Here is a 22586-nt window from a genome sequence, read left to right on the forward strand (position 1 = left end):
ATGAAATTTAAACGTCGTCAGGTTGAAGATATTCATATCAACCTCACACCGATGATTGACTGTTTGATGTTCATTTTGGTGTTCTTGTTGCTCTCGACCACCTTTAACCAGATGAGTCGAATGAACCTGACTTTGCCAGATGCACAGGGTGTTCCACCTAAAAACTATGATCAAAAGATTGAAGTTGTGGTGGATTCAACAGGACATTATTCTGTCAATGGTCAGTCATTGGCGAGTAAAGAAGTCTCTGATTTGAATACTGCAATTAAACAGACAGCCAATGATCGTCGTGATTTAATGTTTGTGATTGCCGCAGATGCAAAAGCAACACATCAAGATGTGATTCGGGTGATGGATGTTGCAGGTCAACTTGGATTTGTGAATATCAACATCAGTACCAAAGTTCCAACTCGAGGTTATTAGTGAAGCACGATTTTAAGGTCTATTTACGCCTATTAAGTTATTTAAAACCTTTTTGGGGAATCGGCCTGCTGGTTTTGCTTGGTTTCGGTATTAATGCTGCGACAGAAGTTTCTGTCGCAAAATTATTGGAACGCATTATTGAAGCCATTCAAAACAAAGATCAAAGCTTTACAACCTTATTTCCACTCTTGGTGGTTTTATTGATGTTCTTCCGTGGACTCGGTTTGTTCATGGGGGGATATTTTACCGCAGTGATTTCTCGAAACTTAATTTTTAATATTCGTCAGCAAGTGTTCGCAAAACTCATGCGTTTGCCTTCGCAATATTATTTAGATAATTCGAGCGGTCATATCACTGCAAAAATTATGTATAACGTTGAACAGTTGACGGCGGCATCGTCTGAGTCACTGAAAACGATTGTACAACAGGGTCTGATTACCATCGCATTATTGGGTTATTTGCTCTATACCAATTGGCGTTTAACTCTGTGTATTTTGATTTTTGGTCCAATTATTGGGCTGATTATCCGTAAAGCATCCAAGCGCATGCGTAAATTATCCATGCAAGTGCAAAGTACAATGGGGGATGTTAACCATGTGGTGCAAGAGACAGTGCAAGGCAATTTGGTGGTGAAGGCCTTTGCAGGGCAAGATTATGAACAAAAACGTTTTTATGAAAGCTCAATGGAGAACTTACGCCGCGGCTTAAAAATGGTTGTGGTGCAGCAACTCAATAGCCCAATTGTTCAGCTGATTATGTCGATCGCGCTCAGTATCGTGATGTATATCGCGCTACGCCCTGAGATTTTACAAGATACAACAGCGGGTGAGTTTGTAGCGTATATCACTGCCGCAGGTATGCTGAGTAAGCCAATTAAAACCTTGACGGATGTCAACGAAAAACTACAACGAGGCATGGCAGCAGCTTATTCAGTTTTTGAATTGCTAGATATGCCTGAAGAAGTGAATAACGGCACGCTGAAGCCTGCTTTGAAAGGTGATGTCGAATTTAAAAATGTCAATTTGATCTATGCTGATGGTCACCATGCGATTCATGACTTCAATTTAAAAGTTAATGCAGGGCAAACCGTTGCATTGGTTGGGCGTTCAGGTGCAGGTAAAACTTCATTGGTCAATCTGTTGGTGCGTTACCAAGAAGTGTCTTCTGGACAATTGTTGCTTGATCAGCATGATATTCACGACATAGAACTCAATAGCTTGCGTACTCAGATTTCAATGGTCAATCAGCAAGTGGTTTTGTTTAACCGTACTGTGCGTGAAAATATTGCTTATGGACAGCTCGAGCATGCAACAGATGAGCAAGTCATTGCTGCTGCTAAAGCTGCATTTGCACATGATTTTATTATGGATTTACCGCAAGGTTATGACACGCCGTTGGGTGCCCAAGGTTTAAATCTATCTGGTGGTCAACGTCAACGGATTGCGATTGCACGTGCCATTTTGAAAAATGCACCGATCTTAATTTTAGATGAAGCGACCAGTGCGCTAGATAACGAATCTGAATTTTTTATTCAGCAAGCATTTGACGCTGCGATGCAAGATCGTACCACGATCGTGATTGCGCATCGTTTATCGACCATTGAAAATGCAGACTGTATTGTAGTGATGGATAAAGGGCGTATTATTGAACAAGGTTCTCATACGGAATTGATGGCACAACGTGGTGCATATTACCAACTTCATCAGCGTAATTTTGAGGAAAATTAAGACATGTCTTTTGCACAATTGATTCAGGATGCTTGGAATGAACAGGCAAAGTGGCTCGTTGTGTTTAGACCTTTGTCATGGCTTTATCGTGGCGGCTTTTTACTCAATAAAAAACTCTATCAATCAGGTATTAAGCAAAGTTATAAAGCGCCTATTCCAGTCATGGTCATTGGAAACATCACAGTGGGTGGAAGTGGTAAAACCCCATTGCTCATTCATTTGGTCAGTTATTTAAATAGCTTAAACCTGCGTGTTGGTGTGATCAGTCGTGGCTATGGTGGTCAAGGACCATTTCCGGCCTATGTGGATTTAGATTCGACGGCTGAAATGGTAGGTGATGAACCGAGCTTAATTGTTCAGTCTACAGGTGTACCGATGGCAGTCGGTCCAAACCGCCAGCAAAGTATTGAGTTGCTGCTCTCTAAGCATGAATTGGATTTGATTATCTGCGATGATGGTTTACAGCATTGGGCGCTTCAACGTCAGTTGGAATGGATCGTACTGGATAATAATCGTGGTTTAGGCAATGAAAAATTATTACCCGAAGGTTATTTGCGTGAACCGAAAAAGCGCCTTGATACTGGGACGGTCATTGAACATTCAGCAGATCCAAGTTCCCCACTGAATATGCACCTAGAAGCGGCGCAGCCTTATTTGCTTAATAAAGATCTTGTGACGACATTTGATGTAAACAAGGATTTTTATGCTGTGGTGGGTATCGGATTTCCACAACGATTTTATAAAACCTTAGAAAATATAGGGATTCATCAATTTCAATGTCATGAATTCCCAGATCATTATGAATATGAACTGAGTGATTTGCAGTTTGAAGATGCCAATCCCATCATTACCACTGAAAAAGATGCAGTGAAAATTTTAGCGATCCTCAAAAATAATCCAGATTTTAAAAGAGAAATATGGGTTGTTCCTGTAGATGCAGTGTTGTCACCTGCGTGTTATGAAACTTTGCATGCGCAGTTGAAACAACTGGGTCTGAAACTTCCCGAAGGCATTTAATTTATGAAACATATTGTTATTCCTGCACGTTTTTCAAGTTCACGTTTACCAGGTAAGCCATTGCTTAAAATTCACGGCCGTCCGATGATTTTACGTGTGGTTGATCAAGCCAAAAAAGTTGCAGGATTCGATGACCTATGTGTTGCTACAGATGATGAGCGTATTGCAGCAGTATGTCGTGCGGAAGGGGTTGATGTGGTATTGACCTCTGCAGAGCATCCATCTGGGACAGACCGTTTAAGTGAAGTTGCACGCATCAAAGGTTGGGCGAGTGATGACATTATTGTCAACGTACAGGGCGATGAACCTTTGCTTCCCGCTCAATTGGTAAAACAAGTTGCACAATTACTTGTAGATCAGCCGACATGTTCAATGTCGACACTCTGTGAGCCGATTCATAGTTTGGATGAGTTTCAACGTGACAGTATCGTCAAAGTGGTGATGTCAAAGCATAATCAAGCGCTGTATTTCAGCCGTGCGACTATTCCGTATGACCGAGACGGTGCAAAGCAAGCTGAAAAAACCTTGCATGATCAAGCTTTTCGTCATTTAGGACTTTATGCATACCGCGTAAAACTCCTTCAAGAATATGTCACTTGGGATATGGGTGTACTCGAAAAATTAGAAAGCCTTGAACAATTACGCGTTTTGGAAAATGGTCATCGTATTGCCATAGCTGTGGCAGAAGCGAACCTACCACCGGGCGTAGACACTCAAGCTGACCTTGATCGTTTGAACCAAATGGATGTTTCAAACTTCGAATAAGGTTAAACGATTTATGCAAAATGACATTGTGGCGCAAGTGTATCCTTGGCAGCAAAACACATGGAATACATTAACCAGTCGTTTTCCACAACTGGGACATGGCGTGCTTTTGTATGGCAAAAAAGGCTGTGGTAAAGAGGCATTTGCAAAACAATTTCTTGCATGGGTGCTGTGTCAAAAACGTGATGAGCGGACTGAGCCATGTGGTGAGTGCGGGAGTTGCCAGTGGTTAAAGTCAGATACTCATCCAAATTTTGTCCACATCAGTACAGATGAAGACAATAAAAAGCAAAATGCCAAAATTAAAATCGAAAAAATTCGCGATTTATTGCCCTTTGTACAACAAACCGTGGATGGTTGGCGAGTTGTGTTGATTGAGCCTGCTGAAGCATTAAACATTGCGTCATCGAATGCTTTGTTGAAGACACTGGAAGAGCCGGGCGAACGGATTGTGATTATGTTGTTGGCAGAGCATTATTTGAAATTGCCAGCAACAATTCGCAGTCGAATGCAGCACTATGCATTGGATCGTATCGAACCAGAACAATCACAACTTTATTTACAGCAGCATTTGCCCGATAGTGGTGAAACTCAGCGCAAAGTTCTCATGAACTTAGCCAGTCAAATGCCATTACAAGCGATTTCATTGGCAAGTAGCGAATGGTTAAATATGCGCCAAGAGTTTCTACAAGATTGGCTAAAACTTGTGACACAAAAAAACATGCCGATGGCAATCGCGACCAAGTGGAATAAAGCTCTGAGTTTTAGTGATTTTAGTCAAATGTTTGAATACTTGTTGTCCGATATAATTTGTGTCAAGCTAAATCAATCCATAAAAAATATAGATTTGGATTTTGGAGTGTTGGCAGAGCAATATTCACTCGAAACACTCTTTGGGGTTTATACAGAATTACAGCAGTCTAAGCGGTTCATCGAGCAGAACGTACAGGGGAATCTGGTCGTAGATGAGCTTTGCATCAAACTGATGAATGTTTAATTAAGGGGAAACATCATGCAACCACGTATGGGCGGGATTGTTCACGCTAATATTCCAGATGTGGAAACACTTTTTGCGAGCTACATGCCTTATGTCGTTGGTGGTGGTCTATTTGTACCATCAAAGCAAGCTGTGAAAATGGGTGATGAGGTTTTCTTATTGGCCACTTTGCCTGAACAAAGTATAAAAATTCCTTTGACAGGAAAAGTGATTTGGATTTCGCAAAAGCAAAATGGCATTAAACCACAAGGCTTTGGAATTCAATTAAGCGGCGAAAAAGGCGTTTATTTCAAAACAGAAGCAGAACGTTTACTTGCAGGGCTTAAATCTGAGGGGCGTAGAAGTTACACTATGTAGTTACAACAGTGAAGACTTGTAGGTACATATTGTGTTTGTAGATACCCATTGCCATTTAACCATGCTTGACTTAAGCCCTTATGAGGGTAATTTAGATCTTGCATTGGATCAGGCTCGTCAAGCCGGGGTCTCAAAGTTTATGAGTATCTCGGTTGATCTAGATGACCATATCGAACTTTCAAAAATTGCATCACGTCATGCCGATGTGGGTTATTCCGTTGGGGTGCACCCATGTGAAGATCCTGCAACGATGGCTCGGGCAACAGAAGAATATCTCATTGAATTAGCACAACCTGAAAAGGTTTGGGCGATTGGTGAAACAGGGCTGGATTATTTTCATAGTACAGACTTTATTGCAGAGCAAAAAGAATGCTTTGCCCGCCATATTCACGCATCACAAGCTGTAAAAAAACCAGTGGTTGTTCATACCCGTTCTGCAAAGCATGATACGGTGGATATTATCCGTGCAGAGAAATCCACTCACGGTATTTTGCATTGTTTTACTGAAGATTGGGAAACGGCAAAAGCGGTCTTAGATTGTGGTTATTACGTGTCATTTTCAGGCATTGTTTCTTTTAAAAATGCACAAGATTTGCGTGATGTGGCCAAGCAAGTGCCACTGGATCGCGTGCTGATTGAAACAGATAGCCCATACCTTGCACCGATGCCATATAGAGGAAAGTCTAATGAACCAAAATACGTTCCTTATGTAGCCAAAGCCTTAAGTGATGTATATGATAAGTCAATTGAAGAGATGGCTTTCATTACAATGCAAAACTTTGAAAATCTCCTCAATCTTAAGTAAATAATTTGAATTGATATAAGAGTAAGAGAGTATAGGGTGAAGATGGATCGTCAAGCTCAGTTTAGAGCAAGAGAGGCATTAATTTTCCAAGTGGCAGAGCAGCTGCTATTGGAAAATGGCGAAGCAGGGATGACACTAGATGCGCTAGCGGCAGAACTCGACTTGGCAAAAGGGACGTTATATAAACATTTTCAAAGTAAAGATGAACTATATATGTTGCTCATTATTCGTAATGAACGCATGTTATTGGAAATGATTAAAGACACCGATAAAGCTTTTCCTGAACACCTTGCTTTCTTTATGTTGCATCACTTACATCACCCAGAACGTACAGTGTTGTTTCATCAAATTGAAGAGCGTTTATCGACAACGGGTGTGGGTATTCAACACTTGTTTAGTGAACTTTATCAAGTGCGCAAACAGCGCCTACGATTGATCATCCGTATGACTGAGCGTTATTTGGAGTCGATTCAAAGTAGTATGCCAGTACGTGATTATCTTGCTTCGATTTGGTCACTTACACATGGCGCTGCAGCAATTTTGAACTCTAGTTTTTATCAGCGTTATTTGGGTTCAAGAGACACCTTACGGGTTGCTTATATTGATCAAGCCTTGGCCTTACCAAAACAAGTGCATGCGGTTGCTCAATTCGCTTAAAGGCTGCTTATGAAAATAGCATCACCATCATTGGTTCGTGGCTTCACCCTCGTAGAATTGATGGTGGTGATTGTGATTATGGGCATTATGGCCTCATTGGTGCTTTTGAATATCGGTGGGACAGATCAACGCAAAGCCATGCAGGCACGTGAAGTGTTTGTGATGGATCTAAAACGAATTTTACGCGATGCAAATGATCAAGCTTTGATATTGGCCCTACAGCAAAAAGCTGGAACGGATGTCAACACCCAAAGCTATGCGGTACAAGAATATTTACCAGAACAAAAACGTGTAGAAAATAGTATTTTAAATCAGAACAATAAATGGCAAAACTATAAAGATTTTGAAACCCGAGTATTACCTGAAAATGTCTCTTTTACGATTCAGTCTTTAGACCAGCAGTATGAAAATGCCAATAATGATGATTTGTTAAATACCAATGCACCCAAGTTGATTTGGTTAGGTAATGGTGAGGTAAAGCCTGTGCGTATACAGTTTTATTTTGAAGAACGTCCCATTGGTAATGAAATCGAAATTGATCATTTAGGGAAAGTCAATGCGGGCTAAAGGGTTTACGCTACTTGAAGTCATGGTGGCATTGGCGATTTTTGCGACTGCGGCAATGGCTTTGTCTAATGTTGCGATGCAATATACACAGTCGACAGCACACGCAATTTTAAGAAATAAAGCACAATTCGTCGCGCTGAATGAAATCGCTAAGATGGAAATCAATCGTGAATGGATGACGGGTACTGCATCAAAACAAGTCACTGAACAAGGCGAACAATGGCAAATTGACAAAAAAGCCCAAGCCACCATTAGTCCAAATGTACAACGTATTGATATCCAAGTGAGTTTGATGAATGCTGAAACTGGGGATGTAGAAGCAGGGATTAGCAGTTTGGTGTTCTTTAACTATAAGGATCCGTTGGATGAAAATAATAACTAGAAAAAAACATACATCTCAAGATATGCCTGTGCTTGTGCAGCAAGGAATGAAGAATCAAGCAGGATTTACCTTAGTAGAGCTTTTGGTTGCGATTGCCATTTTTGCAGTGCTGTCTGCTTTGGGCTGGAAGGTCTTTGATTATGTCTCGAAAGTGAAGGAACGAAACGCAACCCATGAGGCAAGGCTTAGTCAGTTGCAAGATGCCCATCAGCAAATTCTCAGAGACACAGTACAAGCTGTGCCCTTAACTGCCAATATTAATGGAGATATTCAACCAGCGTTAGTATTGCAAAATGGCCGATTTAATTTCAGTAAGACAGGTGTCACTGATCCATTAAATCAGGGCATTGCACCTGACGAGCGAGTGGAATATCAATACAAAGCTGATGAAAAAAAATTGTATCGGCTAAAATTTAAAAATCTCAACCAAACGGGGCATGATCAGCCAGATTCGAGTGTTTTACTGGATAATGTTGAACAATATAAAATCACGGTACTCAATCCAAATGAGTTAGAGAATTGGCCAGACGCTGCCGCTGATTTGAATAATGAAAAAACCATTCAACTGTTACCGCGGGGTATCAGGATGCAGCTCACAGTTGATGGGACAAACTACGAATGGTTATTCAGTTTGTTAAATACTGATTTTTTATTGGATAAAAATAAGAATGGTTAGCGGTCAGGTAGTAGAGTCATTTGAAGTTCGGAGTTGCTTATGAAGCAGCAACGCGGCATCGCTTTGTTAACTATCCTGATGATGGTAGCTTTAGCAACCATAGTTGCAGCAGGCATCGCAAAACAACAAGCCCATACTTCTGAAAATACCGCTTATGTGATGCGCCAAAATCAGTCGTTGTTATATGCGAAAAGTGCCGAAGCATTTTTTGCTGAACTTTTAGTAAATGATGCCGAAAATGCAGGGCAGGTGGATCACCTCCAAGAAAACTGGGCTCAGCCTATGCCAGCCTTTCCTGTGGAAGGTGGAACTGTTGCAGGTGTGCTCCAAGACGAATCTGGAAAATTTAACCTCAATAGTTTGGTTTCAGAAGAGGGTGTGGTAAATGACAAAGCAAAGCTATGGTTTGAAAAAATATTGCAGCGTGTTGGTTTACCCGCAGAATTAAGTCAAGCCGTGATTGATTGGCAAGATGAAGATGATGAGACCTCTGGCCCGATGGGCGCAGAGCTGGCGTACTATCGTAGTTTAAATAATGCGGCGCTACCACCAAATGCAAAATTTCATAGTGTGGAAGAGCTGAAATCAGTGCGTGGTTTTGACGGTGCTAAATATAAACTAATTGCGCCTTATGTGAGTAGCTTACCTTCGCATGAAACAACGGTAAACATTAATACCGCTCCTGCATTTTTGTTAGCGACCATGGATGATCGTTTAGATGTCAATGCAGTTGAGCAAGCTTTGCAACAAAAAGCTGCCAAATTTGAACATTTCGAAAATATCAATGATTTATGGGCAATGGAGCCATTTGCACAGGTGAGCACAGAAAATAGGGAAGTTTTAAATTCACAATTGGGTGTGCAGTCGAACTATTTTAGAGCGCAAATTGAAATTATTTTAAATGAAAGAAAGCGTCAATTTACCAGTGAGTTAGTGCGAAAAGATAAAGATGTATATGTGGCTTTTCGCAGTATGGCACCATTTTAGGTCTTAAAGGTCGCTAAATTTTCATGATGCCTTTTCCCAATTGTGCTGAATAGCAAAATTAATGCCTCTTGTTAGACTTTTGCATTATAATCTCTGAGAACCCATAGATTATTTGATTGCATTACGACACATGTTAATTCGTAAGTTATTTAAATTTGAAAACGCGCATATCGTGCGTAATTGCACGTCAGACCGTTGCAAACGTTCCATTCATGGACACAGTTATAAAGTCGAACTATTACTCAAAGCGTCGAAACTTGACCATGGGCAAATGGTTTACGATTTCGGTTTGCTCAAAGGGGTAATTAAAGACTTATTTGACAGTTTTGATCACGCGATTTGTTTTTGGCAACACGATGATGCTGAGTACATTCGTGCCTGCAAACAGTTCAGTGCACGTTGGGTCGAACTACCCGTATCGCCCTCAGCGGAACAATTTTCACGAATCTTCTTTTACTTAGCACAACAAGTTCTAAAATCAACAGAAACTCAAAATGGTGAGGGTGATGTTGAGGTGTATTCTGTGATCGTGCATGAGACAGACACAGGCTATGCGCAAAGCTTCTTAGAAGATATCGACAACGCACAAATGGGGTTGTTGCAGTTAGATCAAATTATCTTCTCCGAACAGGTTCAGTCGGAATGGAACGATACCCAGATGTATGAAAAATTAAAACAGGGTCAAAAATTTTTAAACCCTGCAGTTGATTTACAAGTTAGAATTTAAGTAAATATTTGGTTTTATTAGGATTGGTTAACAGTGATGTCTTTAACAGAAGAGCAACAAGCAAAACTCGCTAAAGTGCAGCTTGAGCCTAGCTGGAAATATGCCCTAAGTGAGTTTTTGCTTAGCCCTCGCATGGATGAGTTAAAAGACTTTCTGCTACAACAAATCAAACAGGATAAAGTGATTTATCCACCGAATCCGCTGATCTTTAATGCCTTAAACACGACACCTATGGCAAATGTAAAGGTGGTGATTTTAGGCCAAGACCCGTATCATGGGCCAAATCAGGCACATGGTTTAAGCTTTTCGGTACAAAAGGGGGTTGCATTACCACCTTCTTTACGTAATATTTTCCATGAGTTAAATACCGACCTCGGGGTTCCTGTGTCAAAACATGGGGACTTAACACGCTGGGCAGAACAAGGTGTCTTGCTTTTAAATGCGGTACTGACTGTTGAGGCTGGGCAACCAACTTCACATCAAAAACGTGGCTGGGAAGATTTTACAGACCATGTGATTGATGTTTTAAATGAACAACGTGAGCATATTGTCTTTATTTTATGGGGGGCATATGCACAGCGTAAGGGACAACGCATTGACCAAAATAAGCACTTAGTGCTAAAAGCCGCGCATCCATCTCCTTTGGCTGCAAACCGCGGTGGATTTTTTGGTTGTAAGGTGTTTTCAAAAAGTAATAATTATCTTAAACAAAATGGCATTGAGCCAATAGACTGGCAGCTGGACGCATGACTTATTCTCCCGTTTCAAAAAATTATCACCCAGATCTGATTGTTGAAGAAGCGAAAAAGGGCTGGCGCATTGTTCGCTTGAATCGCCCAAAATCGCTTCATGCATTAGATGAATCAATCTGTACAGCGTTGCTTGAAGTCTTTCAGGACTTTCAACACGACGATGCAGTAAAAGCGATTTGGTTAGATTCCACTACGCCAAAAGCATTTTGTGCAGGTGGCGATGTACGCAAATTGCGACAATTGGTGGTCAATGATGAAGTTGAAACGGCGAATAAATTCTTTGAACAAGAATATGCCCTAGATTTGCTGCTGCATAATTATGCAAAGCCGATTTTGGTTTGGGGCGAAGGTTATGTGATGGGTGGTGGCCTAGGTCTATTTATGGCCGCACCTTTCCGTTTGGTGACACCTTATTCACGTTTAGCAATGCCTGAAATTAATATCGGTTTGTATCCAGATGTGGGTGCGACGCGTTTCCTTGCTGACCGTGGTGCCATTGGTTTATTTACGGGACTTACAGGCTCGATTATGACTGCAGCAGGTGCTTATGGTATCGGCTGGGCAACGCATATTTGTGATGCACAGCGTGATAACGTACTTGAAACTGTCATCAATATTGATTGGGATCATTATCCAGCAGGCGATTTTCGTGCCATTGATGACACTTTAAATAGTATGCATCGTCCTGTGGGGCCGGGGCCATTACAAAACTCGTTAGATGTGATTCAAAGTGTGTGCCGTGGGCATAATTTTGAACATGACTATGAATCAATTATAGGTTTAAGTGATGCGCGTAGTGATTGGTTACGTCAAGCCAGTGAAAATCTACAAAAAGGTTCACCTGCAACAGCAGCATTAACATGGTTATTGTGGCAGTGGGGCAAGCAAGTGCATTCTTGGAATGAAGTGTTTGAACTGGAAACCCAAATTTCGGATTGGAAAATTCGTCATGCAGACTTTGTGGAAGGTGTGCGCGCACGTCTAGTTGATAAAGATCTGTCTCCAGAATGGAAAAAAGGTACAGATCTTTCCCTCAAAGGAATTCTGGCTGATGAGCCTCCTGTAACCAATATTGACAGTTGGAATGCACTGTTAAGACAGTATGGTGTAATTTAATTAATTGATGTCTGAACAAAATCTATATAGTGATGAACATTGGATGCAGCTTGCTTTCGAGCAGGCTGCACAAGCTGCCGAATTGCAAGAAATTCCTGTAGGCGCAGTCATTGTGAGTCAAAATCAAGTCATAGGTGCAGGGTTTAATGCGCCGATTTCTCTGAAAGATCCCACCGCACATGCGGAAGTACAAGCTTTGCGTCAAGCTTGTTTAAATATCGATAATTACCGTTTACCTGACGATGCAACCTTATATGTGACTTTGGAACCATGCACAATGTGTGTGGGCGCTTTGGTACATTCGAGAATTAAGCGTGTGGTATTTGCGACGACTGAGCCTAAAGCAGGTTCTTTGGTCAGTTCGCGTCAATTATTAAATTCAGGCTACTATAATCATATCTTTGAGTTTGAGCATGGTTGTCTACAAGCGCAATGCTCCCAACAATTAAGTGATTTTTTTAAAATGCGTCGTGAACAAAAACGACTGATGAAGTTACAGGAAAAAGCCACTTTGACTGAACTTAATTTAAAAAACCAAGTAAACTCTACTGACAATTAATATTGTCAAATAAAATAGGGTACAACATGAAATCCATTCAAGTAAAAAAAGAATTTAATGCACCGGTCGAGCAGGTTTTTGAATTACTTTCAAAACATTCGACCTATAACGTGGCTTTTGCGCCGATTCAAGTGGTGCGCGTAAAAGATTCAGCAGATCCTGAACGTCCTGATGGTGTAGGTTCTGTACGTCGTATGGGCTTTGGGCCCGTGAAGCCATTACAAGAGCAAATTACTTTGCTTGAGCCAAACCAACGTATTGAATATAAAATTATTAAAAACCCATTGGTGAAACATCATTTGGGCGTGATTCAATTCGAAGCGATCGATGCCGGGCGTACTTTAATCACTTATACGATTGAATTACAGACGCGTGCGCCATTCGTTAGTCATTTAATCCTTGCGCAACTGAAGTCAGCGATTAAAATTGGTTTTTCAAAACTTGCAAAAACCGTATAAACAAAAGTGGAAGAGCAATGACAGTTCAAATCATTACAATTGATGGCCCAAGTGGCTCAGGTAAAGGAACATTGGCAGCAAAAATTGCGGCACATTATCAGTTCCACTTACTCGACTCAGGTGCGTTATATCGTCTGTTGGGATTGTCATTGCATAAGCAAGACTTAATTGATGCATTAGACTCTAAGCTGGATGAATGCGTAAAAATTGCAACAAATTTAGACATACAATTTGTGACAAATGAAGCAGGTGTTTCGGTGCTTTTAGATGGTGAAGATGTCTCAAAAGTTATCCGTACTGAGAGAGTCGGAGAGTTTGCCTCAAAAGTTGCTGCAATTCCTGCACTTAGAACTGCGCTTTTAGAACGTCAGCATGCCTTTGCTCAAGCACCTGGTTTGGTTGCAGATGGCCGTGATATGGCAACTACGATTTTTCCAAATGCTCAAGCCAAGATATATTTAACGGCTTCAGCTCAGTCCCGTGCGGAGCGCCGTGTAAATCAGTTGCAGGCTATGGGCGTGGATGTTAAAATAAACGACATTTTAGCTAATATCGAAGCGCGTGATAAGCGAGATATGGAACGCGCAGTCGCTCCACTCAAGCCTGCGCCAGATGCTTACTTCATTGATAGTTCAACTTTGAGTATTGATGAAGTATTCACGCTGATGACGAATTACATCGATCAGCAATTAGCAAACTAAAGAATTTTCAGCAGAAGCATAGCTTGATCAGTCTTATACGGACTATGTAGACGCTTAATTAAACCGGCCTTGTCTGATCCAAGACCGCTGACTTTACTAGGTATATCATGACCGAATCTTTTGCAGCCCTCTTTGAAGAAAGCGAATTAAACCTCAACGTTGAAAAGGGTGCTGTCATCCAAGGCGTTGTAGTAAGCATCGACTCTGACTGGGTAACAGTTGACACTGGCCTTAAATCAGAAGGTATTGTTGACCGCGCTGAATTCTTAAATGAACAACGTGAACTTGAAGTTCAAGTTGGCGACACTGTTGATGTAGTTGTTGAAGCTCTTGACAACGGTATGGGTCAAACAGTTTTATCACGTGAAAAAGCTAAACGTGCTGAAACTTGGACTAAACTTGAAAAAATCTTTGAAGACGGCGAAATCGTTACTGGTGTTATCTCTGGTAAGGTTAAAGGCGGTTTCACTGTTGACATCGGTCCAGTTCGTGCGTTCCTTCCAGGTTCTTTAGTTGATACTCGTCCTATTCGTGATACTACTCACTTAGAAGGTAAAGAGTTAGAATTTAAAGTAATCAAACTAGATGCTAAACGTAACAACGTTGTTGTATCTCGTCGTGCTGTTATGGAAGCTGAATCTTCAGCTGACCGTGAAGCTCTTCTTGCTCAGCTTGAAGAAGGTCAAACAGTTACTGGTACTATCAAAAATCTTACTGACTACGGCGCGTTCGTTGACCTTGGCGGTATTGATGGTCTTCTTCACATCACTGACATGGCTTGGAAACGTATCAAGCACCCTTCAGAAGTTGTTGAAGTTGGTCAAGAAGTTACTGTTAAAGTACTTAAATTCGACCGCGAACGTAACCGCGTATCTTTAGGCCTTAAACAATTAGGCGAAGATCCATGGTTAGCGATCATGAACCGTTACCCTAAAGGTTCTATCGTTAAAGCTCGTGTAACTAACTTAACTGACTACGGTTGCTTCGCTGAAATCGCTGAAGGCGTTGAAGGTTTAGTACACGTTTCAGAAATGGACCACACTAACAAAAACATCCACCCATCTAAAGTTGTTCAGATCGGTGACGAAGTTGACGTTATGGTTCTTGAAGTTGATGAAGAGCGTCGTCGTATTTCTCTTGGTATCAAACAAACTCGTGCTAACCCATGGGAAGAGTTTGCTAAAGAACACGATAAAGGTGAAAAAGTTTCAGGTACTATCAAGTCAATCACTGACTTCGGTATCTTCATCGGTTTACCAGGCGGTATCGATGGTCTAGTTCACTTGTCTGACATTTCTTGGAACGAACAAGGCGAAGAAGCTATCCGTCGTTACAAGAAAGGCGACACAGTTGAAGCGGTTATCCTTTCAGTAGACGCTGAAGGCAACCGTATCAGCCTTGGCATCAAACAAATGAACAGCGATCCGTTCAACGATTTCTTAGCTGCTAACGAGCGCGGTGCGCTTGTTAAAGGTACTGTAACTGCAGTTGACGCTAAAGGCGCTACTGTTAAGTTAGCTGACGAAGTTGAAGCGACTCTTAAAGCATCTGAAATCAACCGCGACCGCGTTGAAGATGCAACTAAGTTCCTTGAAGTTGGTCAAGAAGTTGAAGCTAAAATCATCAACGTAGACCGCAAATCACGTTCTATCAACTTGTCTATCAAAGCGAAAGACGAAGCTGAAGAAAAAGAAGCAGTAGCTAACTTGAACAAGACAGCTACAGCAACTTCAGACAATGGTCCTAAGACTATTGGTGATTTGATCAAAGCTCAAATGAACCACTAAGTAAGTGTTTGAATTGTATTGTTAATGTAAATTAATTAATATATTTTACACAATTACTGTAACGGTAGCGTAGTAAGTGATTATTACGCTACCGTTTTGTATTTAAACAGGTTATTATCGGGAAACTGATCCTAGGTAGCTTGATAATTAAAGAGGTCGCAGATGACTACTGAAGCACTTAATAAGTCTGACTTAATAGAGCGTATTTCTCTTAAAAACCCACACTTAGCTGAACCCTTAGTGGAAGAGGCCGTTAAGATAATGATCGATCAAATGATCGAAGCTTTGTCTACAGACAACCGAATTGAAATCCGTGGTTTTGGTAGTTTTGCATTACATCACCGTGAACCACGTGTTGGACGTAACCCAAAAACCGGCAAATCTGTTGAAGTTGCAGCAAAAGCTGTACCGCACTTTAAACCTGGTAAAGCTTTACGTGATGCGGTAAACGAATCTGCAAACTAATTCAAAACATTGTTAGGGGTGTTTATGCGTTACGTATTGGTCGTAATTCTACTGGTCCTATTTGGATACTCATTGGCTTTGGTTCTGCAAAACGGAACTGAACTTTCAGTCGATTTGTTGTTTACACAAGTGCCTGCAATGCGTTTAGGGCTTTTATTACTATTAACTTTGTCATTAGGTTTGGTTTTAGGTCTTTTATTGGCAGTACAAGTATTCCGAGTATTTCAAAATAACTGGGAAATTAAGCGTCTACGTAAAGATATTGAGCGCCTACGTAAAGAGCAAATTCAAACTGCTCAACTGGCTGCTGCTGAAGCGGCTGCACATACACGTCATGAAAAAACAGTTTTAGATATTGATGCAAATGAGCGTCCTTCTAACCCGTTATAATTGGGTTTATGAAGTAAATTAACTACTTTTATGAGTATAGTTAAATTTTATATTAAACACTCTGGTGGATCATCGGGGTGTTTTTTTATGGGCTGAACAAATAAGCCATATATCTTAAATAAAATAATGAGATAGCTAAATTCAAATTAATCATTTCAATTAACATGAGTTTTATGACTTTCTGATCAAGTTGAATCCATCTATAATGCACTAATTTTGTCAAAATGAAGGGTAAGTCTCTTGAGTATCATCGTTGCACTAGATGCTAAAAGCCAATATGACGCACTTACAATTGCAGAGCAGTTAGATCCTGCATTATGTCGAGTTAAGGTTGGTAAAGAGTTATTTACCCATGAGGGTCCAAGTGTCGTTAAAGCATTGCACGATAAAGGTTTTGAAGTATTTCTAGATCTAAAATTCCATGATATTCCAAACACTACAGCGCAAGCAGTTTGTGCAGCTGCGGATATGGGTGTGTGGATGGTTAATGTCCATGCATCAGGTGGCCGTAAAATGATGGAAACCTGTGTAGAGCGCCTGAAGGCGGGCAATTACAATACTCAGCTAATTGCTGTTACGGTTTTGACATCAATGGGTCGTGAAGATCTTGCGGAATTAGGCTTAGATGTGGAACCTTTTGAACATGTGAAGCGTCTTGCGACTTTAACGAAAGAAAGTGGTTTGGATGGTGTAGTTTGTTCGGCACAAGAAGCGAAAATGTTACGTGAAACTTTGGGTGCTGACTTTGCATTGGTAACACCGGGTATCCGTCCTAAGGGTTCTGCAGCGGATGATCAAAAACGAATTGTGACACCTAAACAAGCCATGCTTGATGGTTCTACACATTTGGTGATTGGCCGTCCAATTACTAAATCGGATAATATGCGTCAGACTTTAAAAGATATTTTGGCGACTTTGTAAGAATCCCACCCGACCTCCCTTTGAAAAAGGGAGGAGAAAGTCCCTCTTTTTTAAAGAGGGATTTGGGGAGATTAAAATCGTTAAAGCACCGCCAATATACTCACCAATATAGGTGCAAGGACAGAAAGGATAAAGCCGCTGACCATAGCATGTGGAATAAAATCATTACCACAGGCTTGTTTGACCATAGGTAGGGTGACATCCATAGCTGTTGCACCCGCAGATGAAATTGCAGAGCGTGGGTAACGCCAGCCAATAATATACATAAATACAATCGCAAAAATTTCTCTGAATAAATCATTCATCAGCGCGATACTGCCTAGATGCGCATTTTTTAATTCAGTCACGACGATGCCTGTCATCGAATAGAAACCATAACCTTGTGACAGCATAATCAAATCTTTCAGGCTGATTTGTGGCAATAGATAGGCAGCAGCAAAAGCGCCCAAAAGTGAACCGACGATACAGCCGAGTGGAACAAGTAGAATTTTCCAATTTAACCAAGAACGATCGAGCGGTGAGTAGGCGAGATCAAGCCCAATCAGAAACATGAAAACTAAAAGTAGATCCCAAGTACTCATATGTGGCTTAAGATTAAAATGTGCTGCCATTTCGGCAAAAGCATAACCTAAACCTAATGCAATAAAAGCATAGCTAATATTGATGAGTGAGCTTGTTACCAACTGCATGGACACTTTGCCATGACTGGGTTTATAGCCTAAAAGCTTAAACAAAATATAGCAGCAAATAAAAGCACCCATTGAGGTCAATAGTGCAATAAGTACTGATGAAGAGAGGATTTGCAGAGGTGCTGGAATAGTGTGTAATGTTTCAGAAAATTCGATCGCAATCGCAAATAACAAAATATAAGTAAAGTACGGCAGGAGTTTAAAGGCGATTTTTTCAAGCCAAGTGGGTAGGCGACGTGCAAGAATAAAACCAAGCCCTAAACAGGCTAAGAGCTGGAAAATCAACCAGAAAGATTGCATACAAAAATAGGCAGATAATGAATACCTGCCTATTATGACCTGTTATTGCTTAAGCTGCATGACTAGATTTTGTTTTACTGAGGAGTCGAAAATCGGCTGGATTTATTTTTCGAGTAGCCAGCCAATATTTCCATGTATAAGTTGGCCACAGTGCAAAATTTTTACCGCCATTTTGTTGATACCAGCTCACGCAGCCTGATTGCCATACCGTGCCATCAAGCATGTCTTGTACATGAGTGTTAAATTGATCTTGCACCTGATCTTTAACAGCGATGGCTTGAACATTAGATTTTGAAACCAATTGCATCATTTGTAAGATGTAATCGACTTGTGCCTCAATCATAAATACCACTGAATTATGGGCAAGTACGGTATTGGGGCCTAATAATTGGAACAGATTTGGAAAGCCTTTGGTGCAAATGCCATAAAAGCTTTCTGCGCCAGCCTGCCACACTTGTTTGAGTTCTTGAGCATTTTCACCAATACATTCAAATGATTTTAAATAAATTCTTGGATCGGTAATAAAGCCAGTCCCATAGATTAAGCAGTCAATTTCACGGGATTTTCCATCTTTGGTAATAATGGCATTTTCAGTGATTTCTTGTACTGCATCACTGACCAATTCCACATTAGGTCGATTAAAGGTTGGAAAGTATTTATTAGAAATTAAAATGCGTTTACAGCCCATGATGTAGTTTGGAGTTAGTTTTTTGGCAAGTTCAGCATCTTTCACTTGATACTTAATATATAGTTCTGCCAGTTTTTGCGCATACTTCATGGTGGTCGGCTTAACAATTGGCACGACACGTGATTCGTTGGTCCAATACAAGCGAGCACGGTGAATTTTTCGAAACCAATCATATTTTTTAAATAATGCTTTTTCTAAACCATGATAACTACGTTCATCTCGTGGAATGACCCAAGCCGCGGTACGTTGAAAAACATATAGTTGTTTAGTTTGTGGTGCAATTTCTGGAATGTATTGGATGGCACTGCCGCCTGTACCAATCGATGCGACCTTTTTACCTGCTAATGGATATTGATGATCCCATTGCGAAGAATGGAACACTTTACCCTTAAATTTTTCAATGCCTGGAATATGTGGAATTTGTGGGACATGTAACGGGCCAGATGCAAAAATCACATATTGAGCGGTAATTTCAACGCCATCTTTGAGTTCTAAATGCCAGTCGCAGGTTGATTCATTGTATTGGCTTGAAAGTACTTCACTGTTAAAGCGACAGAATTGTTTTAAATTATATTCACGGGTGACCTGTTGGATATAGTCAAATATTTCCGGCGCTTCAGCATAACGTTTTGACCAATCTGTTTTGGGTGCAAAAGAAAGCGAATACATATGTGATTGCACATCACACGCAGCGCCAGGGTAGCGGTTTTCACGCCAGGTTCCACCAAAATCATTGGCTTTTTCGAGGATCAGAAAATCTTGATTACCTTGTTGTAAAAGGCGTATCGCCATAGCAATACCACCAAAACCACCGCCGATGATGGCGATTTGTGTATGTATTTCAGAATTGGCTTTTGGGGTTTGCACTGTTTTTGTTTGCGCTTCCTGCATCATTTTTTTAATTCCAAGCGAGATTACAAGCTAAGAATACTTGAGTTCATGATCAGAACAATATGATTGAGATGACAGAAAAATTGATCGAAACGGCAATGTTCATAATTGCAAATTTGTAGTAAAAAAGAAGAAATTTAATGTCATTTTACGATTTATGAAACGATCTATTCTAAGCCTGATGTATTTAGTACAAGGAATGCGTAAAGCAGGCGTAGATGTCGATCAACGTTTGCAAACCATTGGGCTACGTGTCGATGCACTCGATCCTACTTCAGTGATTCATCCGAGTTTGGAGTGGGATGTACTGAAAGTCATTGGTAAAGATGTAGAACCTGAGCAAGGGTTATTTATTGGTCAGCATTATACATTGGCGGGTTATGGCCCGTTGCTGATGTTATTGGTCACCAGTGATACTTTACGCCAAGCTTTAAATCAGGGGATTCGCTTTCAACAGTTGACGCATCTAACTGGGCGTTTAAGTTTGCAAATCAGCCAGCATAAAGTGGCTTTATGTTATCAACCACAAGATGTGTATGCGACACTGGGTGCATTATTGGCGCATTCAGAGATTTCAGGAACTTATAAATTCATCCGTGATCTGTACAAAATGATGGGGTTATCGACACCACAAGTTCAAATTGATTTGCCATTTGCTGAACCCAAAGATCCCGAAAAATTAAAAATGTTTACTGATTATTATGGCTCTCAAGTTCGATTTGGCGCGCCATTTGCGGCATTTTGGTTCGATGAAGATGTTTTAGATATTCGGATCCCTTCCGCAGATATTATTACTTTTCGATTATATGAGTCGAAATGTATTGCGGAGTTAGAACGTTTAAGCGCCGATGAAGATGCGCCATCATTGGTTCAACGTGTGCAAGATTATTTGGAATTACAAAGTGGTGCGATGCCAAGTATGGCAGCAACTGCTCAAGCGTTGAACTTGCCTGAAAGAACTTTGCGTCATCAACTGCAACAGTTAAATACCAGTTATAAGCAAATTCGTGAAGATATTATTAAAGATAAAGCACTCCGTATGATTGAATATAATGAATATTCAATTGAAATGATTGCAGAATTGCTGGGCTATTCAGAACCTGCGGCGTTTAATCATGCGTTTAAACGTTGGTTTGGGCATAGTCCGAGACAATATAATAAATAGCCAATGCGCTTTACTGCCAAAGTGTTATATCTTCGAGTTTATTCTTCGTTATAATTCATTTAGCCCCAAAAAAGTATTTAATGATATGTCAGATTTTCAGTCACCACACAACACCGCATTTACTCCGATTTCACCGGCTGAGCGTTATGCTCAAGCCTTAGCATCTGGTCAGTTTTTACCAGATCAGGAACAGGCGCAAGCGGTGCATGAGTTGGATCGAGTTTGGCAAGAATTAATCCAACGTTTTAAGGCTTCTAAAAAAGCGTTTCGTCGTTTCCGTCGTCAAACTGCACCGAAAGGGGTGTATATGTGGGGCGGTGTAGGACGTGGTAAAACGTGGCTGATGGATCAGTTTTATGATTCTGTGCCATTTCGACGCAAAACTCGTATGCATTTCCATCACTTTATGCAGTACGTACACCGTGAATTAAATAAGCTTTCAGGTCAGCGTAATCCACTCGACCTTGTTGCCGACCAAATTTATAAAGAAGCAGTCGTGATCTGCTTTGATGAATTCTTTGTATCCAATGTCACAGATGCGATGATTTTGAGTGATCTATTCCAAAAATTATTTACGCGTGGGATCACTCTTGTTGCAACATCTAACATCGCACCAGATGGTTTATATAAAAACGGGATCCACCGTGACCGTTTTATCCCAACCATTGAAATGGTAAAAAAGAACTGTGTGATTTTAAATGTAGACTCAGGCGTAGACTATCGTTTACGTGTATTGAAACAAGCGCAGTTGTTTAAGTCGCCTTTAACACATGAACATAAGTTGTGGATGGCACAGCGTTTTACAGCATTAACGCAAACCCAAACGGTTTCACAAGAGCCAATTATTATTAATCAGCGTATTGTAGAAACCATTGGTCATACGGAAGATGTGCTGTGGTGTGAATATTCTGAGCTTTGCCTAAAACCACGTAGTCCAGCGGACTTTATTGAAATTGCCAATATTTATAATACGGTCTTAGTGAGTAATGTACCGCACATGACGGATTATTTGTCTGAAGGGACTCGTCGTTTTATCTATCTAGTTGATGAGTTTTATGACCGTGGTGTGAAGTTGTTGCTTACTTCAGAAGATACGATTATTGAATTATATCAAGGTGAAAAATTGGCATTTGAAATTGAGCGTACACGTTCGCGCTTATTGGAAATGCAATCTGATGATTATCTACATACCTCTCACCGTCAAATCAATGCACCAGAATCTACGGCAGAAAATTAAGCGTTTCTGTTGGAATGAAAAAAGAACGTCTTGATGGCGTTCTTTTTTTTGATTTTTAGTTTTAGAAAACATGTATAAATTAAGAAAAGCTGTGGAACGAACAATAGAAGTTAAAGCAAAGTCTCATGATAAAAGCATCATTAAATAAGAAGTATGGCTGTTTAATAATTCATCGATAAAAGCGTTAAATTTAAACTGATTGGTTGAAGTTGTAGCATCGACATTGGCAGCATTTCATGGCTTAATCGAGTGAGTTTGTTTGACGCTTGGGTCTATTTGTTCAGTTTTAGAACAAAATTCTGCACTTAAGTCTAATTTCGACATTTCAAAAACTTTATACACTGTAAAAAGGTATTCAGGCTGATGATGACGTTGTATTT

At 40.6% G+C, this 22586-nt stretch carries 26 protein-coding genes; 24 read left to right on the plus strand and 2 right to left on the minus strand.

Annotated features, from left to right (window positions below; genetic code table 11):
* The 22 genes from FTU62_RS13040 to pyrF all read left to right on the plus strand — a co-directional run bounded on the left by FTU62_RS13040 (position 1) and on the right by pyrF (position 17236).
* A complete protein-coding gene (locus tag FTU62_RS13040; protein WP_078193671.1) occupies positions 1–423 on the plus strand; it encodes a biopolymer transporter ExbD in 423 nt (140 codons plus the stop codon).
* Positions 423–2150, plus strand: a complete 1728-nt coding sequence (gene msbA, locus FTU62_RS13045; RefSeq protein ID WP_180102898.1) for a lipid A export permease/ATP-binding protein MsbA — start codon at positions 423–425, stop codon at positions 2148–2150. The genes FTU62_RS13040 and msbA overlap by 1 nt, the downstream gene beginning before the upstream one ends.
* A 3-nt stretch (positions 2151–2153) precedes the next feature.
* Positions 2154–3167: a tetraacyldisaccharide 4'-kinase gene (lpxK, locus tag FTU62_RS13050; protein ID WP_180102899.1), complete on the plus strand. Its 1014-nt coding sequence runs from the start codon at positions 2154–2156 to the stop codon at positions 3165–3167.
* Positions 3168–3170: 3 nt separating this feature from the next.
* A complete protein-coding gene (kdsB, locus tag FTU62_RS13055; protein ID WP_180102900.1) occupies positions 3171–3932 on the plus strand; it encodes a 3-deoxy-manno-octulosonate cytidylyltransferase in 762 nt (253 codons plus the stop codon).
* A gap of 13 nt (positions 3933–3945) precedes the next feature.
* Complete coding sequence (locus tag FTU62_RS13060; RefSeq protein ID WP_180102901.1) at positions 3946–4929, plus strand: DNA polymerase III subunit delta'; 984 nt, start codon at positions 3946–3948, stop codon at positions 4927–4929.
* A 15-nt stretch (positions 4930–4944) separates the two neighbouring features.
* Positions 4945–5286: a PilZ domain-containing protein gene (locus tag FTU62_RS13065; RefSeq protein ID WP_111885061.1), complete on the plus strand. Its 342-nt coding sequence runs from the start codon at positions 4945–4947 to the stop codon at positions 5284–5286.
* A 31-nt stretch (positions 5287–5317) separates the two neighbouring features.
* The gene (locus FTU62_RS13070; protein WP_168378895.1) at positions 5318–6091 is read left to right on the plus strand and encodes a TatD family hydrolase; all 774 of its coding nucleotides are present in this window, start codon (positions 5318–5320) and stop codon (positions 6089–6091) included.
* Between the two features lie 42 nt (positions 6092–6133).
* A complete protein-coding gene (locus FTU62_RS13075; protein WP_168378896.1) occupies positions 6134–6748 on the plus strand; it encodes a TetR/AcrR family transcriptional regulator in 615 nt (204 codons plus the stop codon).
* Between the two features lie 9 nt (positions 6749–6757).
* Positions 6758–7315 carry a type II secretion system protein gene (locus FTU62_RS13080; RefSeq protein WP_180102902.1) on the plus strand — a complete coding sequence of 186 codons (558 nt, stop codon included), beginning with the start codon at positions 6758–6760 and terminating at the stop codon, positions 7313–7315.
* Positions 7305–7697: a type II secretion system minor pseudopilin GspI gene (gspI, locus tag FTU62_RS13085; protein WP_180102903.1), complete on the plus strand. Its 393-nt coding sequence runs from the start codon at positions 7305–7307 to the stop codon at positions 7695–7697. The genes FTU62_RS13080 and gspI overlap by 11 nt, the downstream gene beginning before the upstream one ends.
* A 46-nt stretch (positions 7698–7743) precedes the next feature.
* Positions 7744–8373, plus strand: a complete 630-nt coding sequence (gspJ, locus tag FTU62_RS13090) for a type II secretion system minor pseudopilin GspJ (protein ID WP_111885090.1) — start codon at positions 7744–7746, stop codon at positions 8371–8373.
* A 39-nt stretch (positions 8374–8412) separates the two neighbouring features.
* A complete protein-coding gene (gene gspK / locus FTU62_RS13095; protein WP_180102904.1) occupies positions 8413–9360 on the plus strand; it encodes a type II secretion system minor pseudopilin GspK in 948 nt (315 codons plus the stop codon).
* A gap of 130 nt (positions 9361–9490) precedes the next feature.
* Positions 9491–10087, plus strand: a complete 597-nt coding sequence (locus FTU62_RS13100) for a 6-carboxytetrahydropterin synthase (protein ID WP_180077646.1) — start codon at positions 9491–9493, stop codon at positions 10085–10087.
* 36 nt (positions 10088–10123) lie between these two features.
* Positions 10124–10837, plus strand: a complete 714-nt coding sequence (gene ung / locus FTU62_RS13105; protein WP_078193660.1) for a uracil-DNA glycosylase — start codon at positions 10124–10126, stop codon at positions 10835–10837.
* Positions 10834–11955 (plus strand): enoyl-CoA hydratase/isomerase family protein, encoded by a 1122-nt coding sequence (locus FTU62_RS13110; protein ID WP_078188941.1) that lies wholly within the window; start codon positions 10834–10836, stop codon positions 11953–11955. The genes ung and FTU62_RS13110 overlap by 4 nt, the downstream gene beginning before the upstream one ends.
* A 7-nt stretch (positions 11956–11962) precedes the next feature.
* The gene (gene tadA / locus FTU62_RS13115) at positions 11963–12514 is read left to right on the plus strand and encodes a tRNA adenosine(34) deaminase TadA (RefSeq protein ID WP_078193658.1); all 552 of its coding nucleotides are present in this window, start codon (positions 11963–11965) and stop codon (positions 12512–12514) included.
* Positions 12515–12540: 26 nt separating this feature from the next.
* The gene (locus FTU62_RS13120; protein ID WP_180102905.1) at positions 12541–12972 is read left to right on the plus strand and encodes an SRPBCC family protein; all 432 of its coding nucleotides are present in this window, start codon (positions 12541–12543) and stop codon (positions 12970–12972) included.
* A gap of 17 nt (positions 12973–12989) precedes the next feature.
* Positions 12990–13673, plus strand: coding sequence for a (d)CMP kinase (gene cmk / locus FTU62_RS13125; protein ID WP_078193656.1), 684 nt, complete (start codon positions 12990–12992; stop codon positions 13671–13673).
* A 107-nt stretch (positions 13674–13780) separates the two neighbouring features.
* A complete protein-coding gene (gene rpsA, locus FTU62_RS13130) occupies positions 13781–15460 on the plus strand; it encodes a 30S ribosomal protein S1 (protein ID WP_078193655.1) in 1680 nt (559 codons plus the stop codon).
* Positions 15461–15622: 162 nt separating this feature from the next.
* The gene (locus FTU62_RS13135; protein WP_067767464.1) at positions 15623–15925 is read left to right on the plus strand and encodes an integration host factor subunit beta; all 303 of its coding nucleotides are present in this window, start codon (positions 15623–15625) and stop codon (positions 15923–15925) included.
* A gap of 24 nt (positions 15926–15949) precedes the next feature.
* Positions 15950–16315, plus strand: a complete 366-nt coding sequence (locus FTU62_RS13140) for a lipopolysaccharide assembly protein LapA domain-containing protein (RefSeq protein ID WP_180023907.1) — start codon at positions 15950–15952, stop codon at positions 16313–16315.
* Positions 16316–16555: 240 nt separating this feature from the next.
* Positions 16556–17236: an orotidine-5'-phosphate decarboxylase gene (pyrF, locus tag FTU62_RS13145; protein WP_180003063.1), complete on the plus strand. Its 681-nt coding sequence runs from the start codon at positions 16556–16558 to the stop codon at positions 17234–17236.
* Positions 17237–17316: 80 nt separating this feature from the next.
* Here pyrF and FTU62_RS13150 read toward each other — a convergent pair whose 3' ends face one another.
* Entirely contained in the window at positions 17317–18225 is a 909-nt protein-coding gene (locus FTU62_RS13150; protein ID WP_180102906.1) for a lysine exporter LysO family protein, read from the minus strand.
* Positions 18226–18274: 49 nt separating this feature from the next.
* Positions 18275–19804 carry an NAD(P)/FAD-dependent oxidoreductase gene (locus FTU62_RS13155; protein WP_180102911.1) on the minus strand — a complete coding sequence of 510 codons (1530 nt, stop codon included), beginning with the start codon at positions 19802–19804 and terminating at the stop codon, positions 18275–18277.
* Positions 19805–19961: 157 nt separating this feature from the next.
* On the opposite strand from FTU62_RS13155, the gene FTU62_RS13160 reads away from it, so the two are divergent.
* Positions 19962–20969, plus strand: a complete 1008-nt coding sequence (locus tag FTU62_RS13160) for an AraC family transcriptional regulator (RefSeq protein ID WP_180007330.1) — start codon at positions 19962–19964, stop codon at positions 20967–20969.
* A gap of 85 nt (positions 20970–21054) precedes the next feature.
* The gene (gene zapE, locus FTU62_RS13165) at positions 21055–22206 is read left to right on the plus strand and encodes a cell division protein ZapE (protein ID WP_111885050.1); all 1152 of its coding nucleotides are present in this window, start codon (positions 21055–21057) and stop codon (positions 22204–22206) included.
* The last annotated feature ends 380 nt before the right edge of the window (positions 22207–22586 follow it).

It is taken from the genome of Acinetobacter sp. YH12126, from assembly GCF_013418745.1.
Lineage (GTDB): Bacteria > Pseudomonadota > Gammaproteobacteria > Pseudomonadales > Moraxellaceae > Acinetobacter > Acinetobacter amyesii.